Genomic DNA, 23,728 nt, shown 5'->3' with positions numbered 1-23,728 from the left:
CCATCACATCGGCCTACAATCAGGCACAGACTTCCAGGCATGATAAGACGCGTCAGCGTCGCATCAGGCGATGACCGCACGGATGACCAGCGTTATCCCTTCAATCGCAATCACCTCAACATGCGTACCTGCGCCGAGATCTTCGCTGGCGCTGACCGGCCATGAACTGTCGCCGACGCGCATATGACCGCGTCCGTTGACTAACGGTGATTCCAGCACAAATCGTCTGCCAATCAACTGCTGGCCACGCTGGTTTAAATGGCTGTCGCTGTGCTTTTGTTCGCGTACCCGCCGCGACAACCATTTCCACCATAGCCAGGCAGCGAGCAGCGTCAGGACAGCAAACATCACCCCTTGCCATTCCCACCCCAGCGGCAGCAGCCAGACCACCAGGCCAGTAATCACTGCCGCGACACCGCTCCACAACAGATAACCGTTTCCGCCCAGCATCTCGGCAGCCAGCAATAAACCGCCGAGACTCAGCCAGAAAATATGCGGGTGTACTACCAGCAGCTCGATCATGATTTATTTCGCTCGTTGGCGCTGTCTTTCACCAGTTCGGCAATCCCGGCAATCGACCCCATCAGGCTGCTGGCGTCTAATGGCATCATCACCACTTTGCTGTTACTGGACGAACCGATCTGTTGCAACGCTTCGGTGTATTTCTGCGCCACGAAATAGTTCACCGCCTGAATATCACCGGAGGCGATGGCTTCAGACACCATTTGGGTCGCGCGAGCTTCCGCTTCAGCGGAACGTTCACGCGCTTCAGCCTGTAAAAATGCCGACTGACGTTCGCCTTCCGCTTTCAGGATTTGCGACTGTTTTTCACCTTCGGCTTTGAGGATTTCCGCCTGACGGATCCCTTCCGCCTCAAGGATGTAAGCGCGTTTGGTACGTTCCGCTTTCATCTGCGCGTTCATCGAAGAGATAAGCTCTGCCGGCGGGCGCACGTCGCGAATTTCAATACGGGTGACTTTAATCCCCCACGGGTTGGTGGCTTCATCGACAATATGCAGCAGGCGCGAGTTAATGCTGTCGCGCTGGGAGAGCATTTCGTCCAGTTCCATTGAGCCAAGCACGGTACGGATGTTGGTCATGGTCAGGTTGATGATTGCCAGCTCCAGATTGCTGACTTCATAAGCGGCGCGCGGGGCATCAATCACCTGAATAAAACAGACTGCGTCGATGGTCACGTTGGCGTTATCTTTCGAGATAACTTCCTGGGAAGGGATATCGAGCACTTGCTCCATCATATTGATCTTGCGACCAATGCGATCCATAAACGGCACCACCAGACTTAGCCCCGGTTGTAGCGTTTTGGTATAGCGACCAAAACGTTCTACCGTCCACTGATAGCCCTGCGGCACGATTTTGACGCCTGCGCCGACAATCACCAGCGCGACAAAAATGAGAATCGGGATAAAGATAAGCATCGGAAAAACCTCCTGTTGTACCGTCCATAATGAGCAAAGTTGCTGCTTGATTAAACAAATTATACCTGATTACTGAAAGGGAGTTCCCCCTTATTCTTGTGGAGGATAAACTGTTTTTATTAAAAATGAGATAAAGGGAACAGCGATGCAGGAAAATAGTCCTTTGCTTCAGCTACAAAACGTAGGATATCTGGCGGGTGATGCGAAGATTCTTAATAACATCAGTTTTTCGCTGCGTGCTGGCGAATTTAAGTTAATTACCGGTCCTTCCGGTTGTGGCAAAAGTACGCTGCTGAAAATTGTTGCTTCATTAATCAGCCCAACCAGCGGAGCATTACTGTTTGAAGGTGAGGATGTCAGCACACTGAAGCCAGAAATCTACCGCCAGCAAGTCTCTTACTGCGCCCAGACGCCGACGCTGTTTGGTGATACGGTCTACGATAACCTGATTTTTCCCTGGCAGATCCGTAACCAGCAGCCTGACCCGGCCATTTTTCTCGATTTTCTCGAACGCTTCGCTTTGCCGGACAGCATTTTGACGAAGAATATTGCCGAGCTATCTGGTGGTGAAAAACAACGCATCTCATTGATTCGTAACCTGCAATTTATGCCGAAGGTTTTATTGCTGGATGAAATAACCAGTGCACTGGATGAAAGTAATAAACATAACGTTAATGAGATGATCCACCGTTATGTGCGCGAGCAAAATATTGCCGTGCTGTGGGTGACACACGATAAAGACGAAATTAATCATGCGGATAAAGTGATTACACTGCAACCGCATGCCGGAGAAATGCAGGAAGCACGCTATGAACTCGCATAATATTACTAACGAATCATTAGCACTGGCATTAATGCTGGTGGTGGTGGCAATCTTAATTAGCCATAAAGAAAAACTGGCGCTGGAGAAAGATATTCTCTGGAGCGTCGGGCGCGCGATAATTCAGCTGATTATTGTCGGCTATGTGCTGAAGTATATTTTCAGCGTGGATGATGCCAGCCTGACATTATTGATGGTGTTATTTATCTGCTTTAATGCGGCGTGGAACGCGCAAAAACGCAGTAAATATATTGCTAAAGCCTTTATCTCGTCGTTTATTGCCATTACGGTGGGGGCGGGAATTACGCTGGCGGTGCTGATTCTCTCAGGGTCGATTGAGTTTATCCCGATGCAGGTGATCCCTATCGCCGGGATGATAGCCGGTAACGCCATGGTAGCGGTGGGGTTGTGTTACAACAATTTAGGGCAACGGGTCATTAGCGAACAGCAACAGATTCAGGAGAAACTGAGCCTTGGCGCGACGCCGAAACAGGCTTCAGCGATATTGATTCGCGACAGTATTCGCGCGGCTTTAATTCCGACGGTCGATTCAGCAAAAACGGTTGGCTTAGTGAGTTTACCAGGAATGATGTCCGGGCTGATATTTGCCGGGATTGATCCGGTGAAGGCGATTAAATATCAGATTATGGTGACGTTTATGTTGCTCTCAACCGCCAGCTTGTCGACCATTATTGCCTGCTATTTAACCTATCGTAAGTTTTACAATTCGCGCCACCAGTTGGTGGTGACGCAATTGAAGAAGAAATGATGCGATGCCGGATGCGCAGCATCGCATCCGGCGTTGTGGTTCATGTGCCGATCAACGAATATCAATACAACAATGCATACAGCTGGCGGCGATACTTCGACGCCAGCGCATCACCCGTACCCAGCGCAGCGAGGATCTCCTGGAACGTTTTACGTGTCTGACCGTCTGCGGCGGTGAGATCTTTACGCAGATGCCCAAACAGTAACTCCAACGCCTCTTCATTGCGCCCAACCTGGTGCAGTTGCAGAGCCAGTTGCGTCGCCAGTGCGGCATCTTCTGGATTCTCCGCCACCTGCTGTTGCAACTGTTGAATTTCCGGCGTATCAGCCGCCTGCTTCAGCAGTTCGATTTGCGCCACCAGCCCCTGGTAGCGGGTGTCCTGATCCTGCAACGGAATGGTTTTCAGCACCGCTTCTGCATCTTCAGAACGGTTCAGCGCAATCAGCGTTTCTGCCAGCAGCAGGCCGATCTCCCCGTTCTGATTCGACAACTGCCAGGCGTCTTTCAGCAATGGCAGGGCGTCGGTGTAATTGCCTTCCTGCATCAGCTGCATCGCCTGCTGCGCTTTCAGCTCTTCTTCGCGCGGCAGCACTTTATCCAGCAGGGCGCGGATCGCCTCTTCCGGTTGCGGCCCCTGGAAGCCGTCTACCGGTTGCCCGTTCTGGAACAGATAAACGGTCGGAATCGCGCGCAAACCAAACTGGGCGGCAATCATCTGCTCCACGTCGCAGTCCAGCTTCGCCAGAATAAATTGCCCGTTGTACTGCGCCGCGAGGCTTTCTAGGATCGGGGTTAACTGCAAACAGTGCTGGCTACGTTCAGACCAAAAATAGAACAGTACCGGAGTGGTCATCGACTGTTCAAGAACCTGTTGCAGGTTAGATTCGTTAATGTTGACAATATTTTCTACGGACATGGAGTCGCTCTCTGTTGTCGATATTTTCTTTGACATGGGGGCTTAAGCGCGCGCTTCAACTCACCCCTGCAATATTTTGTCCATCACGCGCCCCGGCAGCAGGCGCTTAAGCACCATTACTGCCCAGGTCACCAGCGTTACCGGATAGCGCATCTTCGGCTTCTCGCTAATAAAAGCATGGCGTACTTTGGCGACCACCGCTTCCGGTCCCAACGTAAAGCGGGCAGCAATGCCGGGGTTTTCGACCGGTTTATCACTTTGCGTCTGGTTGACGTTGTCGGTAAAGCGAGTACGAATGGGCCCCGGCTCAATCAGGCTGACTTTAATTCCGCTGTGGCGCAGCTCCATGCGCAGCGCGTCTGACCACGCCTCCAGCGCATATTTACTGGCCGCATAAGCGCCGCGACCCGGTGTGGAGATTAATCCCATCACCGATGAGGTCATCACAATACGCCCTTCACCGTGCGGCAACATAGCGGGTAACAGGCGCATGGTGAGCTGATGCGCGCCGAAAAAGTTGGCGGAAAACTGCTGTTCCATCTGCGCACGGCTGATGGTGGAAAGGGGGCCATACATGCCGAATCCGGCATTGTTAAAGATCCCATACAGACAATTATCGGTCAGGGCGATCACTTCGTCGGCAGCGCGATCAACACTTTCTGGCGAATCCAAATCGATCAACACGCCGGTGAATCCCATGCTGTTCATGCGCTCAACATCATCCGGCTTCCGGCAACCTGCCAGCACATGAAAACCCTGGCGTTTTAATTCGAGCGCGCTTTCCAGGCCAATTCCACTGGAACATCCGGTAATTAAGACCGATTTTTGCATAACTTTACCTGTCAGGATCTCCGTTGCTTTATGAGTCATGATTTACTAAAGGCTGCAACTGCTTTGCCATCCAGTCGGCAATAAACGGCTGGGCGTCGCGGTTGGGATGAATACCGTCATCCTGCATCCATTGTGGCTTGAGGTAGACCTCTTCCATAAAAAAAGGCAGCAGCGGAACATCAAACTCTTTCGCGAGTTTGGGGTAAATGGCGCTAAAGGCTTCATTATAACGGCGACCATAGTTTGCAGGCAGACGTATTTGCATTAACAATGGTTCAGCGTTGGCGGCTTTGACATCCTGCAAAATCTGGCGCAGCGTCTGCTCCGTTTGCTGCGGCTGAAAACCACGCAAACCGTCATTGCCGCCCAGTTCAACCAGCACCCAGCGCGGCTGATGCTGCTTCAGCAGAGCCGGAAGGCGCGCCAGCCCTTGTTGCGAGGTGTCGCCGCTGATGCTGGCATTGACTACCGACGTTTTACTCTGCCACTTATCATTCAACAAGGCAGGCCAGGCCGCGCTGGCAGACATTCGATACCCGGCGCTCAGGCTATCACCCAGAATCAATAACGTGTCCGCTGCGGCGGCACGGAAGGTTAACAGAACCAGGAACAGGAAGGGCAAATGCCAGCGGAAAACATTGTTGAAGTTCATCATCTTAAGAAGTCCGTCGGTCAGGGGGAGCATGAACTCTCCATCCTCACCGGAGTTGAGCTGGTTGTCAAACGTGGCGAGACCATCGCACTGGTGGGCGAGTCGGGATCGGGTAAGTCAACCTTGCTGGCGATCCTCGCCGGGCTGGATGACGGCAGCAGTGGCGAAGTGAATCTGGTGGGACAACCGCTACATAATATGGACGAAGAAGCGCGGGCAAAGTTACGCGCGAAGCACGTCGGTTTTGTTTTTCAGTCATTTATGTTAATCCCTACTCTTAATGCGCTGGAAAACGTCGAACTTCCGGCGCTGCTGCGCGGTGAGAGTAGCGTGGAAAGTCGTAACGGAGCGAAAGCGTTGCTCGAACAGTTAGGGCTGGGTAAACGTCTTGATCATCTTCCGGCACAGCTTTCCGGCGGTGAACAGCAACGAGTGGCGCTGGCACGAGCCTTTAACGGTCGACCTGATGTGCTGTTTGCCGACGAACCCACCGGCAGCCTTGACCGCCAGACGGGCGATAAAATTGCCGACCTGCTGTTTTCCCTCAACCGTGAACATGGCACCACGTTGATTATGGTGACCCACGACCTGCAACTGGCGGCACGCTGCGACCGCTGCTTACGGCTGGTGAACGGGCAGTTGCAGGAGGAAGCATGATTGCACGTTGGTTCTGGCGCGAATGGCGCTCGCCGTCGCTATTAATTGTCTGGCTGGCGCTAAGCCTGGCGGTGGCCTGCGTGCTGGCGCTGGGCAATATCAGCGATCGTATGGAGAAGGGCTTAAGCCAGCAAAGCCGGGAGTTTATGGCGGGCGATCGGGCGTTGCGCAGTTCACGCGAAGTGCCGCAAGCGTGGCTGGAGGAAGCGCAAAAGCGCGGCCTGAAAGTCGGCAAGCAGCTGACTTTCGCCACCATGACATTTGCAGGCGATACACCGCAGCTGGCGAACGTCAAAGCGGTGGATGATATCTACCCGATGTATGGCGATCTGCAAACTAATCCCCCTGGCCTGAAACCGCAGGCGGGCAGCGTATTGCTGGCCCCACGCCTGATGGCACTGCTTAACCTGAAAACGGGCGACACCATTGACGTGGGCGATGCCACCTTGCGGATTGCCGGAGAAGTGATTCAGGAACCGGATTCCGGTTTTAACCCCTTCCAGATGGCTCCGCGTCTGATGATGAATCTGGCGGATGTCGATAAAACCGGAGCTGTGCAGCCGGGGAGTCGGGTCACCTGGAGCTATAAATTCGGCGGCAACGAGAACCAGCTCGATGGCTATGAGAAATGGCTGTTACCTCAGCTTAAACCCGAACAACGCTGGTACGGTCTGGAACAGGACGAAGGTGCGCTGGGGCGTTCGATGGAACGCTCGCAACAGTTCCTGCTGCTTTCGGCGCTGCTGACCTTGCTGCTGGCGGTGGCGGCGGTGGCGGTGGCGATGAATCATTACTGTCGCAGTCGCTACGACCTGGTGGCGATCCTCAAAACGCTGGGGGCAGGGCGAGCGCAACTGCGTAAGCTGATTGTCGGCCAGTGGTTAATGGTGCTGGTGCTTTCAGCCGTTACCGGTGGCGCGATAGGCCTGTTGTTCGAAAACGTGTTGATGGTACTGCTCAAGCCGGTTCTGCCTGCTGCATTACCGCCAGCCAGCCTCTGGCCGTGGCTGTGGGCGCTCGGCACCATGACGGTCATCTCGCTGCTGGTGGGGCTACGACCGTACCGCCTGTTGCTGGCAACGCAGCCTTTACGCGTATTACGTAATGATGTGGTAGCGAACGTCTGGCCGCTGAAGTTTTATCTGCCGATTGTCAGTGTGGTGGTTGTGCTGCTGCTCGCCGAACTGATGGGCGGCAGTATGCTGCTCTGGGCGGTGCTGGCGGGCGCGGTAGTACTGGCATTGCTGTGCGGTGTGCTGGGCTGGATGTTGCTTAATGTACTTCGCCGCCTGACGCTGAAATCGCTACCTTTGCGTCTGGCGGTCAGCCGCCTGTTACGCCAGCCGTGGGCGACGTTAAGCCAGCTTTCGGCCTTTTCGCTCTCCTTTATGCTGCTGGCACTGCTGCTGGTGTTGCGTGGCGATTTGCTCGACCGCTGGCAACAGCAGTTACCGCCAGAAAGCCCGAACTACTTTTTAATCAACATCGCAACAGAACAGGTTACACCGCTAAAAGCGTTCCTTGCGGAACATCAGATAGTCCCGGAATCGTTTTATCCGGTGGTGCGGGCGCGGTTGACGGCGATTAACGATAAGCCGACAGAAGGCAATGAAGATGAGGCGCTTAACCGCGAACTGAATCTTACCTGGCAAAATACGCGGCCCGATCATAATCCGATTGTCGCCGGTAACTGGCCGCCAAAAGCCGATGAAGTGTCGATGGAAGAGGGGCTGGCGAAACGCTTAAACGTTACCCTTGGCGATACCGTCACCTTTATGGGCGATACCCAGGAGTTCCGCGCTAAAGTGAGTAGCCTGCGCAAAGTGGACTGGGAAAGTCTGCGGCCTAATTTCTATTTTATTTTCCCGGAAGGGGCATTAGACGGGCAGCCGCAGAGCTGGCTAACCAGTTTCCGCTGGGAGAACGACAACGGCATGTTGACGCAACTCAACCGCAAGTTCCCGACCATTAGCCTGTTAGACATTGGCGCGATTTTAAAACAGGTCGGTCAGGTGCTGGAGCAGGTAAGTCGGGCGCTGGAAGTGATGGTGGTGCTGGTCACCGCCTGCGGTATGTTGCTGTTGCTGGCACAGGTGCAGGTGGGAATGCGTCAGCGTCATCAGGAGCTGGTGGTGTGGCGCACTCTCGGTGCGGGCAAAAAACTGCTGCGCACCACGTTGTGGTGTGAGTTCGCCATGCTTGGGTTTGTTTCTGGCCTGGTGGCCGCAATTGGTGCGGAAACGGCGCTGGCAGTGTTGCAGGCGAAAGTGTTTGATTTCCCGTGGAAGCCAGACTGGCGATTGTGGATTGTTCTGCCGTGCTGCGGTGCGCTGCTGCTGTCGCTTTTCGGCGGCTGGCTGGGCGCGCGACTGGTTGAGGGTAAGGCGCTGTTCAGGCAGTTTGCGGGGTGATGACAGGCGTAGCGCATCCGGCATGAATAGTGCGCCCTTTGGCAACAATCTGAAACCGACTGTCATGCCGGTTTTGTTAAAGGCCGAAGGTGGTAAACCTTCGGCCTTAGCTACGTTTCCTCAGTTATTCAATAAACTGGCGGATCAGTTCCAGCAGCGCGATCAGCGCCTTAAGAACGATGAGAACTTTATCGAGAAAAGTTTTCATCCGTTGCTCCCTTAAGGGAGAAAGACAATCACAGCTTACCCTTACGTTGCCTGTAACTATGATTTTCCTTCATGTGCTAGATGAGGACTGCCTCTCTCCAAATCAGAGCACCAGAATCAGCACCACCTGTATCCTGACCAGGACTTAAAAGTACTTTTCCGTACTGCGGTAATCCCTTGAGGCAGTATCATTACTAGCGTCGGGATTGTATCGCCGACATAGCTGTTTGAATATGTAGGTATCCTGACTTATAATTCACTTGCTAGATGAGGACTGTTTCATCTCTGCCCAGAACCACCAACTCTTGGGCGGAAAAATAAAAAAACCGACTGTCATGTCGGTTTTTTTATACCTGTATTCTGTTGCAATCATTCTGTTCTCACGACAATCACCGTTTCAGAATATCCCACATTACCGCGCCTTAACCCACTCCATCACTTCAGCCCACTCACCGCGAAAGACAACCTTTTCCGCTTTCTTCTCAAGCTGATAGCGATACATCGGGTCGTAATACTCTTCAAGTAACGGCACCAGCCAGGCCATATGACCGTCGGTGCTGCCGGTTGCGAGTTGCGTTGCCAGCGCCGTATCCAGTCGGGCAGCCAGTTCGTTATATCGTTGTAGCCCCAGCCGACGCTTAATCCCCGAAAGTCCGTGATGCAGGTATTCGCAATACTCTTGCCAGCCCTGTTCGTCGCCGTACGCGTGGGTAAAATCATGATGCATACGCAAGAAATATTCTTCGTTCAGACGTTCAAGACGGATCTCAAACGGATCTTCTACCACCGCAATCGCCGCCTGGGTCATTCGCTCGCGCAGACATTCCGGCAGGTGATTCGAACCGATCATCCGGCTTTCATCTTCCAGCACCCACAGGCGCAGATCCTGACGGGCGTCGGTTTTTAGCATTTCGGCAGCCAGTAGGTTTTCAAAACTCGCCTGGCTAAGTTGCGGCTGTAATGTGCGACCAAAAGCAGAGCCGCGATGACGCGCCAGCCCTTCCAAATCGACACCGTTCGGCTGTTGCTGCACTAACAGCGTTTTACCACTGCCGGTACAACCGCCAATCAGTACTATCGGTTTTTGTGACAGTTCAATGGTCGCCTGAATCGCGGCCTGGCGCAGTGCCTTATAACCGCCTTCCACCAGCGGATAATCAATTCCCGCTTCATGCAACCAGCGTTGCACAATATGTGAACGTTGACCGCCACGGGCGCAGCAGAGAATACCTTGCGGATTTTGCAGGCACGCAGCCCGCCAGGCATCCATGCGCTGCTGACGAATTTCACCCGCCACCAGTTTATGCCCCAGCGACAGCGCCGCGTCTGACCCTTGCTGTTTATAGCAGGTGCCAACGGCGGCGCGTTCATCGTTATTCATTAACGGCAGGTTGATAGCGGCGGGCATTGCGCCTTGCTCAAACTCGATGGGGGCGCGAACATCAATAATGGGCGTATCAGCAATCAGCAGGGCACGATAGTCCTGTTCCGTGTATCTCTCTTGCATAGTTAAAAGTGAACCTCAAATCAGCTTGCGCGCTATTTTACGCGCCAACGCGCGAGGAAACTTGATTTTTAACTGTGTGAGTTGCCGAAAATTTCTAAAAATCCGCTGATTTCTGGTCTGCGCTGGGTAAACAAGGTCACAATATCTTCTACCGCTTTGCCGCTACCAAATTTGCGCCATGCCAGACTCAATGGCGAAGGAGGGCGCATCGTTGGGATGACCCGGCTGACCAGTTGTTGATTATCGATCATTGACTGGCAAAGTGATTTTGGCAAAAAACCGATACCAACGCCCGCCAGATGGGCAGCGATTTTCGTCTCCATGTCAGGAACGAGAATCTCTTTTTGCCCCGGCAATCGCCAGGCGACTCGCTTGGTTAAGGTGCGGGCGCTGTCTTCAATATTGACCGCCGGAAAGCGCCGTAACTGCGCTTCTGTGAGCGGCTCTTCAACGTTCGCCAGCGGATGATCTGCCGCCATGACAAAGCGCCATTGCACCGAACCTAAAGGATCAAGGCTAAAAGTATTTGCCAGTGCCTCGGTTCCCGTGACACCGATAGCCAGTGAAAAACCTTCGTACAATAGTGAGTCCCAGACGCCCATATAGATTTGTCTGGAGATGTGAAACTGGGTAAAGGGGTAACGTTCGTTCAGCCACGCCAGCAGTTGGGCGACGGCCTGGGAGTTGTAGAGCAGGTTGTTGATGACGATGTTTACCTGGCGTTCTACGCCATCATTCACCTGTTGCAGCTCGCTGGGCATACTTTCCAGCCAGCTCAGCCAGTCTCTGGCCTGACAAAGCAGATGCTCGCCAGCCGCTGTCAATGTCACGCTGCGAGTGGTACGGAAAAACAGCGCCACCCCGGTATTTTCTTCCAGAAGTTTAATGCGATAACTGATGGTCGCCGTGGTTTTACATAATCGTTCTGCCGCTTTTGAAAAACTTCCTGTTTCAGCAACCGCAATGAAAGTACGCAAGGTTTCTGGATCGAACATCTTCAGGTATCCCCTTTTTAAATCAGCGAGTTGCGTGATTTTCTGTCCTTTGATTTACCTGTATTTTTACATGATAACCCTGCGTGATTTGTGGGCTAAATCTAGTTTTGGAAAAATATTCCAACTTTTGTGTTGATGTTGTTCTCTTAAGGTTTTAGATTGCCTGTTATTGAAACCAAGCTGACCGGTCGGCGCTGGTTGAACGGAATTATGTTACAAGGACAAAAAGATGAAACTTCAGGTATTACCGTTAAGTCAGGAAGCCTTCAGTGCTTATGGCGACGTAATCGAAACGCAGCAACGGGATTTTTTCCATATTAACAATGGACTGGTGGAGCGTTATCACGATTTGGCGCTGGTTGAGATTCTTGAGCAAGACCGTACGCTTATCAGCATTAACCGCGCGCAACCGGCGAATCTGCCGCTGACCATTCATGAACTTGAGCGTCATCCGCTGGGCTCTCAGGCGTTTATCCCGATGAAAGGCGAAGCGTTTGTGGTGGTCGTGGCGTTAGGCGATGAAACTCCAGATCTGTCAACGCTGCGGGCGTTTATCACCAACGGTGAGCAGGGCGTGAATTACCATCGTAATGTCTGGCATCACCCGCTTTTCGCCTGGCAGCGAGTCACTGATTTTCTGACCATCGATCGCGGCGGCAGCGACAACTGTGATGTTGAAAGTATTCCTGAACAGGAACTCTGTTTTGCGTGACGGCTGAAACCGACTTGCATAAGATAAACGAATTGTTCATTGTTTATGCTCACTTGTAGGTCGGAGTTAACGTAGGTATGACGGAAGTTAGACGGCGCGGCAGGCCAGGACAGGCGGAGCCTGTGGCACAGAAGGGCGCACAGGCGTTAGAGCGGGGAATTGCGATTCTGCAATATCTGGAAAAAAGTGGGGGAAGTTCGTCGGTTAGCGATATTTCTCTCAATCTGGATTTGCCGCTCTCCACGACCTTTCGCCTGCTGAAGGTTTTACAGGCTGCAGATTTTGTCTACCAGGACAGTCAGTTAGGCTGGTGGCATATAGGATTAGGTGTCTTTAACGTCGGAGCGGCGTACATCCATAACCGCGATGTCCTCTCCGTCGCCGGACCGTTTATGCGCCGCCTGATGTTGCTTTCCGGCGAGACGGTCAATGTCGCGATTCGTAACGGCAATGAAGCGGTATTAATTGGTCAGTTAGAGTGTAAATCGATGGTCAGGATGTGTGCGCCGCTGGGCAGTCGTCTGCCGTTACATGCTTCCGGCGCAGGCAAGGCGCTGCTTTATCCGCTGGCGGAAGAGGAGCTGATGAGCATCATCCTGCAAACCGGTTTGCAGCAGTTTACGCCAACTACGCTTGTGGATATGCCCACCTTGCTGAAGGATCTGGAACAAGCGCGTGAACTGGGCTATACCGTAGATAAAGAAGAGCATGTTGTTGGCCTGAATTGCATAGCTTCAGCAATTTATGATGATGTGGGTAGTGTTGTTGCTGCTATCTCCATCTCCGGGCCTTCATCAAGACTGACAGAAGATCGTTTTGTCAGTCAGGGTGAGCTGGTAAGAGACACCGCCCGCGATATCAGCACGGCGTTGGGACTGAAAGCACATCCATAGTGTCTGTCGCATCCCGCTCTGCGGAGCGGGTTTTTTTGACAAAATTTGAAAGTTGGAAAATTTTTCCAATTAATAGAGGTAGGAATAAAATGGCAAAAATGAGAGCCGTTGACGCGGCAATGTATGTGCTGGAGAAAGAAGGTATCACCACCGCCTTCGGCGTTCCGGGAGCAGCAATCAATCCTTTCTACTCAGCGATGCGTAAGCACGGCGGTATTCGTCACATTCTGGCGCGTCACGTGGAAGGTGCGTCGCACATGGCGGAAGGCTACACCCGCGCAACGGCAGGGAATATCGGCGTATGTCTGGGAACCTCGGGACCAGCAGGCACTGACATGATCACTGCGCTCTATTCCGCTTCTGCTGATTCCATTCCTATTTTGTGCATTACCGGTCAGGCTCCGCGCGCCCGTCTGCATAAAGAAGATTTCCAGGCCGTTGATATTGAAGCAATTGCTAAACCGGTCAGTAAAATGGCGGTTACAGTACGTGAAGCGGCGCTGGTGCCTCGTGTGCTGCAACAGGCATTTCACCTGATGCGTTCTGGTCGTCCGGGGCCGGTACTGGTGGATTTACCGTTCGACGTACAGGTTGCGGAAATCGAGTTTGATCCTGACATGTACGAACCGCTGCCGGTCTACAAACCTGCTGCCAGCCGTATGCAGATCGAAAAAGCTGTAGAAATGTTAATTCAGGCCGAACGTCCGGTGATTGTTGCCGGGGGCGGGGTTATCAACGCCGATGCTGCCGCGCTGTTACAACAGTTTGCCGAACTGACCAGCGTTCCGGTGATCCCAACGCTGATGGGCTGGGGCTGTATCCCGGACGATCATGAACTGATGGCCGGGATGGTGGGTCTGCAAACCGCGCATCGTTACGGCAACGCAACGTTGCTGGCGTCCGACATGGTGTTTGGTATCGGTAACCGTTTTGCCAACCGTCATACCGGTTCGGTAGAGAAATACACCGAAGGGCGCAAAATCGTTCATATCGATATTGAGCCGACGCAAATTGGCCGCGTACTGTGCCCGGATCTGGGTATTGTCTCCGACGCCAAAGCGGCACTGACGCTGCTGGTTGAAGTGGCGCAGGAGATGCAAAAAGCCGGTCGTCTGCCGTGCCGTAAAGAGTGGGTCGCCGACTGCCAGCAACGCAAACGTACTTTGCTGCGTAAAACTCACTTCGACAACGTGCCGGTGAAACCGCAGCGCGTGTATGAAGAGATGAACAAAGCCTTTGGTCGCGATGTTTGCTATGTCACTACCATCGGCCTGTCACAAATTGCTGCGGCGCAAATGCTGCATGTCTTTAAAGACCGTCACTGGATCAACTGTGGTCAGGCAGGCCCGCTGGGCTGGACCATTCCGGCGGCGCTGGGTGTGTGTGCTGCTGATCCAGAGCGTAATGTGGTGGCGATTTCCGGTGACTTCGACTTCCAGTTCCTGATTGAAGAATTAGCCGTTGGCGCCCAGTTCAACATTCCGTACATCCATGTGCTGGTCAATAACGCCTATCTCGGCCTGATTCGTCAGTCGCAGCGCGCATTTGATATGGATTACTGCGTACAGCTCGCGTTTGAAAATATTAACTCCAGTGATGTGAACGGTTACGGCGTTGACCACGTGAAAGTGGCGGAAGGTTTAGGCTGTAAAGCGATTCGCGTTTTCAAACCGGAAGATATTGCTCCGGCCTTTGAACAAGCGAAAGTCTTAATGAATCAGTACCGTGTCCCGGTGGTGGTAGAAATTATGCTGGAGCGAGTAACCAATATTTCTATGGGTAGCGAACTGGATAACGTCATGGAATTTGAAGATATCGCCGATAACGCAGTGGACGCGCCGACTGAAACCTGCTTCATGCACTATGAATAAGGGAGATAAATAATGTTACGTTTCTCTGCTAATTTATCGATGTTATTTGGCGAATATGATTTTCTCGCCCGTTTTGAGAAAGCCGCGCAGTGTGGTTTTCGCGGCGTTGAATTTATGTTTCCTTATGACTACGACATTGAAGAATTAAAACAGGTGCTGGCGAGTAATAAACTCGAGCATACGCTGCATAATTTACCTGCGGGTGACTGGGCGGCGGGCGAGCGGGGTATTGCCTGTATTCCTGGCCGTGAAGAAGAGTTTCGTGATGGCGTAGCAGCGGCGATTCGTTATGCTCGTGCGCTGAGTAATAAAAAAATCAACTGTCTGGTCGGTAAAACTCCGGCGGGTTTCAGCAGTGAACAGATTCACGCAACGCTTGTGGAAAACCTGCGTTATGCCGCGAATATGTTGATGAAAGAAGATATTTTATTACTGATTGAGCCTATCAACCATTTTGATATTCCTGGTTTCCATCTCACCGGAACTCAGCAGGCGTTGAAACTGATTGACGATGTAGGCTGCTGCAATTTGAAAATTCAGTATGACATTTATCACATGCAGCGGATGGAAGGTGAATTAACCAACACCATGATCCAATGGGCCGATAAAATTGGACATCTGCAAATCGCCGATAATCCACATCGTGGCGAACCGGGAACCGGAGAAATTAATTATGATTATCTCTTTAAGATAATTGAAAATTCTGACTACAACGGTTGGGTTGGCTGTGAATATAAACCCCAAACCACCACGGAAGCCGGTTTAGGCTGGATGAAACCGTACCGTTAAAACGTAACGCTGTTCAGACAATGCTTTTTTAGGCCGCTACGTCGGCAGGGGATCGTGTTGTCTGCATTCAGGAATACCGATATTTAAAAGAGGTTAATTATGAAACTGGGATTTATTGGCTTAGGCATTATGGGTACTCCGATGGCCATTAATCTGGCGCGTGCCGGTCATCAACTGCATGTCACAACCATCGGTCCGGTGGCTGACGAATTACTGTCTCTCGGTGCCGTCGGTGTTGAAACTGCGCGCAAGGTAACAGAAGCGTCAGACATCATTTTTATTATGGTGCCGGATACGCCGCACGTTGAAGAAGTGCTGTTTGGTGAAAATGGTTGTACCAAAGCCTCGCTGAAGGGCAAAACCATTGTTGATATGAGTTCCATTTCACCGATTGAAACTAAACGTTTCGCCCGTCAGGTGAATGAACTGGGCGGCGATTATCTCGACGCGCCAGTCTCCGGCGGCGAAATCGGCGCCCGTGAAGGGACATTGTCAATTATGGTTGGCGGTGACGAAGCGGTATTTGAACGTGTTAAACCGCTGTTTGAACTGCTCGGTAAAAATATCACCCTCGTGGGCGGTAACGGCGACGGTCAGACCTGTAAAGTAGCAAACCAGATTATCGTGGCGCTCAATATTGAAGCGGTTTCTGAAGCTCTGCTGTTTGCTTCAAAAGCCGGTGCCGATCCGGTGCGTGTGCGCCAGGCGCTGATGGGCGGCTTTGCTTCCTCGCGCATTCTGGAAGTTCACGGTGAGCGCATGATTAAACGTACCTTTAATCCGGGCTTCAAAATTGCTCTGCACCAGAAAGATCTCAACCTGGCGCTGCAAAGTGCGAAAGCACTGGCGCTGAATCTGCCAAACACCGCAACCTGCCAGGAGTTATTTAATACCTGTGCGGCAAACGGCGGCAGCCAGTTGGATCACTCTGCGTTAGTGCAGGCGCTGGAGTTAATGGCGAATCATAAACTCGCCTGATAAAAAGGCATCGTTGCCGATGAAGCCTCGATGCCTGCAATAAAAATGGCCGATATCAAATAATTGATTCGGCCAGCAGTAAAAAAAGAAAGCAGCCAACGACGTTGCTTCAGTATTAAAAAAACTATTTTTTATTTTATTAGTTCCTCATAGCTAGATTAAAACAGCGTTATTCGATACGTGAAATTAAGAGGGATTTATGGAACATCAGAGAAAACTATTCCAGCAACGCGGATATAGCGAAGATTTATTACCGAAAATGCAAAATCAACGTACCTGGAAAACATTTAACTACTTTACCTTATGGATGGGTTCGGTTCATAACGTTCCCAATTATGTAATGGTCGGCGCTTTTTTATTCTCGGCTTGTCTACCTTTAGTATTATGCTGGCAATTATCCTTAGCGCCTTTTTTATTGCTGCGGTAATGGTATTAAACGGTGCTGCGGGCAGTAAATACGGCGTACCTTTTGCCATGATCCTGCGAGCTTCGTATGGTGTGCGTGGCGCACTGTTTCCCGGACTATTAAGAGGCGGGATTGCTGCCATTATGTGGTTTGGTTTGCAGTGTTATGCCGGATCGCTGGCGTTTTTGATTCTGATTGGCAAAATCTGGCCGGGATTTTTAACTCTCGGTGGTGATTTCACTCTGTTAGGGCTTTCGCTGCCCGGCTTGATTACCTTCTTGCTCTTCTGGCTGGTGAACGTCGGTATCGGCTTCGGTGGCGGCAAAGTATTAAATAAATTCACCGCTATTCTTAACCCGTGCATCTATATCGTTTTCGGCGGCATGGCGATTTGGGCGATTTCGCTGGTAGGGATTGGTCCAATCCTCGACTACATCCCGAGCGGTATTCAGAAAGCAGAAAATAGTGGCTTCCTGTTCCTGGTGGTGATTAACGCGGTGGTTGCGGTATGGGCGGCACCAGCAGTTAGCGCATCCGACTTTACGCAAAACGCCCACTCGTTTCGTGAGCAGGCGCTGGGGCAAACGCTGGGTTTAGTGGTTGCTTATATCCTGTTTGCGGTCGCTGGGGTGAGTATTATTGCCGGAGCCAGTATTCATTACGGCGCGGATACCTGGAACGTGCTGGATATTGTTCAGCGTTGGGACAGCCTGTTTGCCTCGTTCTTTGCGGTACTGGTTATTCTGATGACGACCATTTCCACGAACGCCACCGGTAATATTATTCCGGCCGGTTATCAGATTGCCGCTATTGCACCGACGAAACTGACCTATAAAAACGGCGTACTGATTGCCAGTATTATCAGCCTGCTGATCTGCCCGTGGAAATTAATGGAGAATCAGGACAGTATTTATCTGTTCCTCGATATTATCGGTGGGATGCTGGGTCCAGTAATTGGCGTGATGATGGCGCATTATTTTGTGGTCATGCGCGGGCAAATCAATCTCGATGAGCTGTACACCGCAGCAGGTGATTTTAAATATTACGATAACGGTTTTAACCTCACTGCATTCTCAGTAACTCTGGTGGCGGTTATTTTATCTCTCGGCGGTAAATTTATTCCGGTCATGGAACCGTTATCGCGTGTTTCATGGTTTGTTGGCGTTATCGTCGCCTTTGCGGCCTACGCCTTATTAAAGAAACGCACAGCAGTAGAAAAAACAGGAGAGCAAAAAGTCACAGGTTAATTAATCCCGATATTGAACATTGAGTTAAAAAACAATCTGTATTTTACAAGGAGTTTGTTATGTCTTTTGATTTAATTATTAAAAACGGCACCGTCATTTTAGAAAACGAAGCTCGTGTTGTAGATATTGCCGTTAAAGGCGGAAAAATTGCCGCTATCGGTCAGGATCTGGGCGATGCAAAAGAAGTTATGGATGCGTCTGGTCTGGTCGTTTCTCCGGGTATGGTCGATGCGCACAGCCATATTTCTGAACCGGGTCGTAGCCACTGGGAAGGTTATGAAACCGGCACTCGCGCAGCGGCAAAAGGCGGTATCACCACCATGATCGAAATGCCGCTCAACCAGTTGCCAGCAACCGTTGACCGCGCATCGATTGAACTGAAGTTCGACGCCGCTAAAGGTAAGTTGACTGTCGATGCGGCACAACTGGGTGGCCTGGTGTCTTACAACATCGACCGTCTGCACGAGCTGGATGAAGTGGGCGTTGTCGGCTTCAAATGCTTCGTTGCGACCTGTGGCGATCGTGGTATCGACAACGACTTTCGTGACGTAAACGACTGGCAGTTCTTCAAAGGCGCGCAGAAGCTGGGCGAAATGGGGCAGCCGGTGCTGGTGCACTGCGAAAACGCCCTGATCTGTGATGAGCTGGGCGAAGAAGCGAAACGTGAAGGTCGCGTAACCGCACATGACTATGTGGCTTCTCGTCCGGTATTTACCGAAGTGGAAGCGATTCGCCGCGTATTGTACCTGGCGAAAGTTGCCGGTTGTCGTCTGCACGTTTGCCACATCAGCAGCCCGGAAGGTGTTGAAGAAGTGACTCGTGCTCGTCAGGAAGGTCAGGATGTTACCTGTGAATCCTGTCCGCACTACTTTGTTCTGGATACCGATCAGTTCGAAGAAATTGGCACCCTGGCGAAGTGTTCACCGCCGATCCGCGATCTGGAAAACCAGAAAGGCATGTGGGAAAAACTGTTTAACGGTGAAATCGACTGCCTGGTTTCCGACCACTCTCCATGCCCGCCGGAAATGAAAGCTGGCAACATCATGAAAGCATGGGGCGGTATCGCCGGTCTGCAAAGCTGCATGGACGTTATGTTCGATGAAGCGGTACAGAAACGCGGTATGTCTCTGGCAATGTTTGGCAAATTAATGGCGACTAATGCAGCAGATATTTTCGGTCTGCAGCAAAAAGGTCGTATTGCCCCAGGAAAAGATGCCGACTTCGTCTTCATTCAGCCGAATAGCAGCTATGTTCTTACCAATGACGATTTGGAATATCGCCACAAAGTCAGCCCGTATGTTGGCCGTACTATTGGCGCGCGTATCACGAAAACCATCTTACGTGGTGATGTGATTTACGACATTGAACAGGGCTTCCCTGTTGCGCCGAAAGGTCAATTTATCCTTAAACATCAGCAGTAATCTGGCCCCAGCAATGCCCGCCTTCGCGGCGGGCATTCTCCGGTTAAGGTGTGTTTATGTTCAATTTTGCAGTCAGCCGCGAAAGCCTGTTATCAGGATTTCAGTGGTTTTTCTTTATTTTTTGCAACACGGTTGTGGTTCCTCCTACGCTGCTTTCGGCTTTTCAGTTGCCGCAAAGTAGTCTGCTTACGCTCACCCAATATGCTTTTCTTGCTACTGCGCTGGCCTGCTTCGCCCAGGCGTTCTGCGGTCATCGTCGCGCTATTATGGAAGGGCCGGGCGGCCTGTGGTGGGGAACCATCCTTACTATCACCCTTGGCGAAGCATCGCGCGGGACACCGATCAACGATATCGCTACCAGTCTGGCGGTGGGGATTGCACTCTCCGGCGTGCTGACGATGTTGATTGGTTTTAGCGGATTAGGTCATCGCCTGGCACGGTTATTTACGCCGTCGGTGATGGTGCTGTTTATGCTGATGCTGGGCGCACAGCTGACCAGTATCTTTTTTAAGGGGATGCTTGGGCTGCCATTTGGCATTGCCGACCCGAATTTTAAAATTCAGCTTGCGCCATTCGCGCTTGCGGTGGCGGTGATGTGCCTGGTGCTGGCGATGATTATCTTCCTGCCGCAACGTTTTGCCCGTTATGGCCTGCTGGTCGGTACAATAACCGGCTGGTTGTTGTGGTACTTTTGCTTTCCATCCTCGCACTCGCTTTCCGGGAAATTGCACTGGCAGTGGTTTCCGCTCGGCAGTGGCGGTGCTTTGTCGCCGGGGATTATTCTGACGGCGGTGATTACCGGGCTTGTGAATATCAGTAATACCTACGGTGCGATTCGCGGTACGGATGTTTTTTATCCGCAACAGGGCGCTGGAAATACGCGTTATCGGCGCAGCTTTGTGGCGACCGGATTTATGACGCTGATAACCGTGCCGCTGGCGGTAATTCCATTTTCACCGTTTGTTTCATCCATTGGTTTATTAACCCAGACCGGCGATTACACGCGGCGCTCGTTTATTTATGGCAGCGTTATTTGCCTGCTGGTGGCGCTGATTCCGGCGCTCACGCGACTGTTTTGTAGTATCCCTTTACCGGTAAGTAGCGCGGTCATGCTGGTTTCTTATCTACCTTTACTCTTTTCGGCGCTGGTGTTTAGCCAGCAAATTACTTTCACCGCGCGCAATATTTATCGACTCGCATTGCCGTTATTTGTTGGCATATTTTTAATGGCATTACCGCCTGTGTATCTGCAAGACCTTCCATTAACGCTTCGTCCTCTGCTCAGTAACGGCTTACTGGTCGGAATTTTACTGGCTGTTCTTATGGATAATCTTATTCCGTGGGAACGCATCAAATAATTTGTTGAAAAAAGGATTGATAATGAAAATTGTCATTGCGCCAGACTCGTTTAAAGAGAGCTTAAGTGCAGAAAAATGTTGTCAGGCAATTAAAGCCGGGTTTTCGACCCTCTTTCCCGATGCGCAATATATCTGTTTGCCGATAGCGGATGGCGGCGAAGGTACGGTGGATGCGATGGTCGCCGCGACGGGCGGCAACATCGTGACGCTTGAAGTCTGTGGGCCGATGGGCGAAAAAGTGAATGCTTTTTATGGTCTTACCGGCGACGGGAAAACGGCGGTGATTGAGATGGCGGCGGCAAGTGGCCTGATGCTGGTCGCGCCCGAACAGCGTAATCCGTTGCTGGCGTCAAGTTATGGCACCGGCGAGCTGATTCGCCATGCGCTTGATAACGGCATTCGCCATATTATTCTCGGCATTGGTGGCAGCGCGACGGTGGACGGCGGTATGGGCATGGCGCAGGCGCTCGGTGTGCGTTTCATTGATGCCGACGGTCAGGCGCTGGCGGCAAACGGTGGCAATTTAGCGCGAGTGGCAAGCATTGAGATGGAGGAATGCGATCCGCGTCTGGCGAGCTGCCATATTGAAGTGGCGTGCGATGTCGATAACCCGCTGGTAGGGGCACGCGGAGCGGCGGCGGTGTTTGGTCCGCAAAAAGGGGCAACGCCGGAAATGGTCGAAGAGCTGGAGCAGGGGCTGCAAAATTTCGCCCGTGTTTTGCAGCAGCAAACGGAAATCAATGTCTGTCAGATGGCAGGCGGCGGCGCAGCGGGCGGTATGGGTATTGCGGCGGCGGTGTTCCTCAATGCGGATATTAAACCGGGTATTGAGATTGTACTGCGGGCGGTCAACCTGGAGCAGGCGGTGCAGGGAGCGGCACTGGTGATCACCGGGGAAGGGCGCATTGATTCACAAACGGCAGGCGGTAAAGCGCCGCTGGGCGTGGCGTCGGTGGCGAAGAAATTAAATGTCCCGGTAATTGGGATTGCTGGCGTATTGGGCGATGGCGTGGAAGTGGTGCACCAGTACGGTATCGACGCGGTATTCAGCATTCTGCCGCGTCTGGCGCCTTTAGCCGAAGTGCTCGCCAGTGGTGAAGCCAATCTCTTCAACTGCGCGCGTAATATTGCCTGCGCCATTAAAATAGGTCAGGGAATTAAACTCTGATTCTTACCTTTAAAGCGGATGCGATTTATTTCGCATCTTTTTTTACCTGAATTTATCGCAAAAAAAGCCACGGTATAAACCGTGGCAAAATCCAACATAGCTAAAAATAATCAGGCGAGCGGTATTACTTAAATCTCAACGTCGCGGTTGCAATCTTTCGAGTAAATATAACTGAACGCTTCACCACGCCCTACGCCATAACCGGCCTGTAAAGAATATGCGCCCATAAAGATGTAATCGCCTTTTTTCACCGGTATCCAGTTATTATCAAGGTTATAAACGCCCTGACCGGAAAGAATATAGGCACCGTGCTCCTGAACGTGGGTTTCGATATAACCGTGGCTGGCACCTGGCGCAAAAGAGAGGATATGCATATTCATATCAAAACCTAACTCTTTGGGCAGAAAATCCAGCAAGATCACATCATCCATACCCTCATAGTGAATGCGTTCCAGTTCGCTGGCATTGCCAGAAATCAGCCACGACGCATGACCTTCTACCGGAACATAGCGGCGCTTATACAAGAAGATTTGGCTGTCTTCGGTCTGGGCATTAACAAACGTCATTAAGGAGCCTGGTGGGCAATAAAGATAACCCCCTTCGCTTAAGGCAAATGTTTTTCCTTCGGCTTCGGCAGTGATATTTCCAGAAATGACATACAGGAACGTTTCAATTCCTTCACCGCCGAATCCCTGCTGATTACCGCCATTTTGATGCAGCGTCACCAGATAATCGACAAACGTAGCGCCCAGCTTTGGCGTGGACAGGATTGTCGCGTCACAATTCTCAAATCCCGGAATAATATTTTTTACCAGGCCGTCTGGCGTTAACAGCGCGAAATTACCGTGTTTCACAATCGCGCGGTTAGCCAGTAAATCATCGCGGTAACCGGTGACGTTATTTAAATATCCCATTTATAACTCCTTATTTCTGCCAGGCAAGTTGATAAAGCATGAGTGCCAACGTTTTGACCCCTTCGGCAAGGTCGTTAATATTGGTGCGTTCCGCCGGGTTATGGCTGATTCCGTTAATGCTGGGGATAAAAATCATGCAGGTTGGTACGCGAGGCGCGAAAATTTGCGCGTCGTGCCCGGCACCACTGTGCATCACCCGATAGTTCAGTTTTTCTGTTTCACACAGTTCCGTCAGGGTGGCGACCAGCTCTTTGTTCATCGGCACCGGTTCTTCGTCCATCCATAAATCGATATCAATACCAATGTCCATTTCATCGCAAATCGCCCGCATGTCGTTTTCTAACTGTTGGGTGAAATCGCGCAGCACGGCAGCGTCAGTATGGCGACAATCAATGGTGAACGTGGTTTTACCCGGCACTACGTTAACCGTATTTGGGCGCGGCTCCACCTTGCCAAAAGTCAGCACCAATGGGTCGCCCATCTTTTTCGCTTTTTCGATCGACTGATGGCAAATGCGGCTAAACGCATAAACCGTATCACGACGATAACCCATCGGCGTGGTGCCTGCATGGTTTGATTCGCCGTTCAGCGTCACCGTATAGCGGCGCTGCCCGACAATCGCATTAACCACGCCAATTGACTGACCATTACTTTCCAGTACACAGCCCTGTTCGATATGCAGTTCGACAAAGGCATTAATATCCTGACGCGGAGTTAGTGGGGCGTTTGGCAGAGTAAATCCGCAAGCTTTCAGGTGATGCTGCCAACTT

At 51.7% G+C, this 23,728-nt stretch carries 22 protein-coding genes and 1 pseudogene; 13 read left to right on the top strand and 10 right to left on the bottom strand.

Features of this window, described 5'->3' with window-relative positions; translation table 11 throughout:
• Nucleotides 1-63 precede the first annotated feature (63 nt).
• Both A7589_RS16245 and A7589_RS16240 read right to left on the bottom strand, forming a co-directional pair.
• Nucleotides 64-522 (bottom strand): NfeD family protein, encoded by a 459-nt coding sequence (locus A7589_RS16245; RefSeq protein WP_000571574.1) that lies wholly within the window; start codon nt 520-522, stop codon nt 64-66.
• Nucleotides 519-1,436 (bottom strand): SPFH domain-containing protein, encoded by a 918-nt coding sequence (locus A7589_RS16240; RefSeq protein WP_000904498.1) that lies wholly within the window; start codon nt 1,434-1,436, stop codon nt 519-521. The genes A7589_RS16245 and A7589_RS16240 overlap by 4 nt, the downstream gene beginning before the upstream one ends.
• A gap of 145 nt (nt 1,437-1,581) precedes the next feature.
• Here A7589_RS16240 and fetA point away from each other — a divergent pair, with 145 nt between their 5' ends.
• Both fetA and fetB read left to right on the top strand, forming a co-directional pair.
• Nucleotides 1,582-2,259 (top strand): iron efflux ABC transporter ATP-binding subunit FetA, encoded by a 678-nt coding sequence (gene fetA / locus A7589_RS16235; RefSeq protein WP_001157543.1) that lies wholly within the window; start codon nt 1,582-1,584, stop codon nt 2,257-2,259.
• Complete coding sequence (fetB, locus tag A7589_RS16230; RefSeq protein WP_001295323.1) at nt 2,246-3,025, top strand: iron efflux ABC transporter permease subunit FetB; 780 nt, start codon at nt 2,246-2,248, stop codon at nt 3,023-3,025. The genes fetA and fetB overlap by 14 nt, the downstream gene beginning before the upstream one ends.
• A 61-nt stretch (nt 3,026-3,086) precedes the next feature.
• Here the strand turns inward: fetB and cnoX are convergent, their stop codons facing one another.
• From cnoX to tesA, 3 genes are read right to left on the bottom strand one after another with little or no spacing between them, the layout of a single operon-like run.
• On the bottom strand, nt 3,087-3,941 hold the full coding sequence (gene cnoX / locus A7589_RS16225; RefSeq protein WP_010357661.1) for a chaperedoxin: 855 nt from the start codon (nt 3,939-3,941) through the stop codon (nt 3,087-3,089).
• A 60-nt stretch (nt 3,942-4,001) separates the two neighbouring features.
• The gene (ybbO, locus tag A7589_RS16220) at nt 4,002-4,811 is read right to left on the bottom strand and encodes an NADP(+)-dependent aldehyde reductase (protein WP_000148958.1); all 810 of its coding nucleotides are present in this window, start codon (nt 4,809-4,811) and stop codon (nt 4,002-4,004) included.
• Nucleotides 4,801-5,424 carry a multifunctional acyl-CoA thioesterase I/protease I/lysophospholipase L1 gene (tesA, locus tag A7589_RS16215; RefSeq protein ID WP_001295836.1) on the bottom strand — a complete coding sequence of 208 codons (624 nt, stop codon included), beginning with the start codon at nt 5,422-5,424 and terminating at the stop codon, nt 4,801-4,803. The genes ybbO and tesA overlap by 11 nt, the downstream gene beginning before the upstream one ends.
• On the opposite strand from tesA, the gene ybbA reads away from it, so the two are divergent.
• Both ybbA and ybbP read left to right on the top strand, forming a co-directional pair.
• A complete protein-coding gene (ybbA, locus tag A7589_RS16210; RefSeq protein WP_108188922.1) occupies nt 5,395-6,081 on the top strand; it encodes a putative ABC transporter ATP-binding protein YbbA in 687 nt (228 codons plus the stop codon). The genes tesA and ybbA overlap by 30 nt on opposite strands.
• Nucleotides 6,078-8,492 (top strand): putative ABC transporter permease subunit YbbP, encoded by a 2,415-nt coding sequence (ybbP, locus tag A7589_RS16205; protein ID WP_000561903.1) that lies wholly within the window; start codon nt 6,078-6,080, stop codon nt 8,490-8,492. Before ybbA ends, ybbP begins: the two co-directional genes overlap by 4 nt.
• Before the next feature lie 124 nt (nt 8,493-8,616).
• Here ybbP and dinQ read toward each other — a convergent pair whose 3' ends face one another.
• The 3 genes from dinQ to allS form a co-directional block, all read right to left on the bottom strand.
• A complete protein-coding gene (gene dinQ / locus A7589_RS23595; RefSeq protein WP_349808740.1) occupies nt 8,617-8,700 on the bottom strand; it encodes a damage-inducible type I toxin DinQ in 84 nt (27 codons plus the stop codon).
• A gap of 411 nt (nt 8,701-9,111) precedes the next feature.
• Nucleotides 9,112-10,206, bottom strand: a complete 1,095-nt coding sequence (gene mnmH, locus A7589_RS16195) for a tRNA 2-selenouridine(34) synthase MnmH (protein WP_001158162.1) — start codon at nt 10,204-10,206, stop codon at nt 9,112-9,114.
• A gap of 68 nt (nt 10,207-10,274) precedes the next feature.
• The gene (gene allS / locus A7589_RS16190) at nt 10,275-11,201 is read right to left on the bottom strand and encodes an HTH-type transcriptional activator AllS (protein ID WP_016159158.1); all 927 of its coding nucleotides are present in this window, start codon (nt 11,199-11,201) and stop codon (nt 10,275-10,277) included.
• A gap of 229 nt (nt 11,202-11,430) precedes the next feature.
• Here allS and allA point away from each other — a divergent pair, with 229 nt between their 5' ends.
• The 9 genes and pseudogenes from allA (at nt 11,431) to glxK (ending at nt 22,044) form a co-directional block, all read left to right on the top strand.
• Nucleotides 11,431-11,913, top strand: a complete 483-nt coding sequence (gene allA, locus A7589_RS16185; RefSeq protein WP_000776380.1) for an ureidoglycolate lyase — start codon at nt 11,431-11,433, stop codon at nt 11,911-11,913.
• Nucleotides 11,914-11,990: 77 nt separating this feature from the next.
• The gene (gene allR / locus A7589_RS16180) at nt 11,991-12,806 is read left to right on the top strand and encodes an HTH-type transcriptional repressor AllR (RefSeq protein ID WP_000141275.1); all 816 of its coding nucleotides are present in this window, start codon (nt 11,991-11,993) and stop codon (nt 12,804-12,806) included.
• Between the two features lie 89 nt (nt 12,807-12,895).
• Nucleotides 12,896-14,677: a glyoxylate carboligase gene (gene gcl, locus A7589_RS16175; RefSeq protein ID WP_010354961.1), complete on the top strand. Its 1,782-nt coding sequence runs from the start codon at nt 12,896-12,898 to the stop codon at nt 14,675-14,677.
• Nucleotides 14,678-14,689: 12 nt separating this feature from the next.
• Nucleotides 14,690-15,466 (top strand): hydroxypyruvate isomerase, encoded by a 777-nt coding sequence (hyi, locus tag A7589_RS16170; RefSeq protein WP_108188921.1) that lies wholly within the window; start codon nt 14,690-14,692, stop codon nt 15,464-15,466.
• Nucleotides 15,467-15,565: 99 nt separating this feature from the next.
• On the top strand, nt 15,566-16,444 hold the full coding sequence (gene glxR / locus A7589_RS16165; protein WP_000765821.1) for a 2-hydroxy-3-oxopropionate reductase: 879 nt from the start codon (nt 15,566-15,568) through the stop codon (nt 16,442-16,444).
• Between the two features lie 199 nt (nt 16,445-16,643).
• A pseudogene (locus A7589_RS16160) lies at nt 16,644-18,097 on the top strand (allantoin transporter).
• A gap of 59 nt (nt 18,098-18,156) precedes the next feature.
• Nucleotides 18,157-19,518 carry an allantoinase AllB gene (gene allB / locus A7589_RS16155; RefSeq protein WP_000006875.1) on the top strand — a complete coding sequence of 454 codons (1,362 nt, stop codon included), beginning with the start codon at nt 18,157-18,159 and terminating at the stop codon, nt 19,516-19,518.
• A gap of 56 nt (nt 19,519-19,574) precedes the next feature.
• Nucleotides 19,575-20,876 (top strand): uracil/xanthine transporter, encoded by a 1,302-nt coding sequence (locus tag A7589_RS16150; RefSeq protein WP_010354963.1) that lies wholly within the window; start codon nt 19,575-19,577, stop codon nt 20,874-20,876.
• 22 nt (nt 20,877-20,898) lie between these two features.
• Nucleotides 20,899-22,044: a glycerate 3-kinase gene (gene glxK, locus A7589_RS16145; RefSeq protein WP_000706365.1), complete on the top strand. Its 1,146-nt coding sequence runs from the start codon at nt 20,899-20,901 to the stop codon at nt 22,042-22,044.
• A gap of 128 nt (nt 22,045-22,172) precedes the next feature.
• On the opposite strand, the gene allE is transcribed toward glxK, so the two are convergent.
• Both allE and A7589_RS16135 read right to left on the bottom strand, forming a co-directional pair.
• On the bottom strand, nt 22,173-22,958 hold the full coding sequence (gene allE / locus A7589_RS16140) for a (S)-ureidoglycine aminohydrolase (protein WP_108188920.1): 786 nt from the start codon (nt 22,956-22,958) through the stop codon (nt 22,173-22,175).
• Between the two features lie 10 nt (nt 22,959-22,968).
• A partial coding sequence (locus tag A7589_RS16135; RefSeq protein ID WP_133174895.1) for a hydantoinase/carbamoylase family amidase occupies nt 22,969-23,728 on the bottom strand: 760 nt, incomplete at its 5' end.

The sequence above is a fragment of the Escherichia sp. MOD1-EC6475 genome (genome assembly GCF_003046645.1).
Lineage (GTDB): Bacteria > Pseudomonadota > Gammaproteobacteria > Enterobacterales > Enterobacteriaceae > Escherichia > Escherichia ruysiae.
The sequence above is the reverse complement of the archived record's forward strand: the minus strand, read 5'-3'. Positions and strand labels throughout refer to the sequence as shown.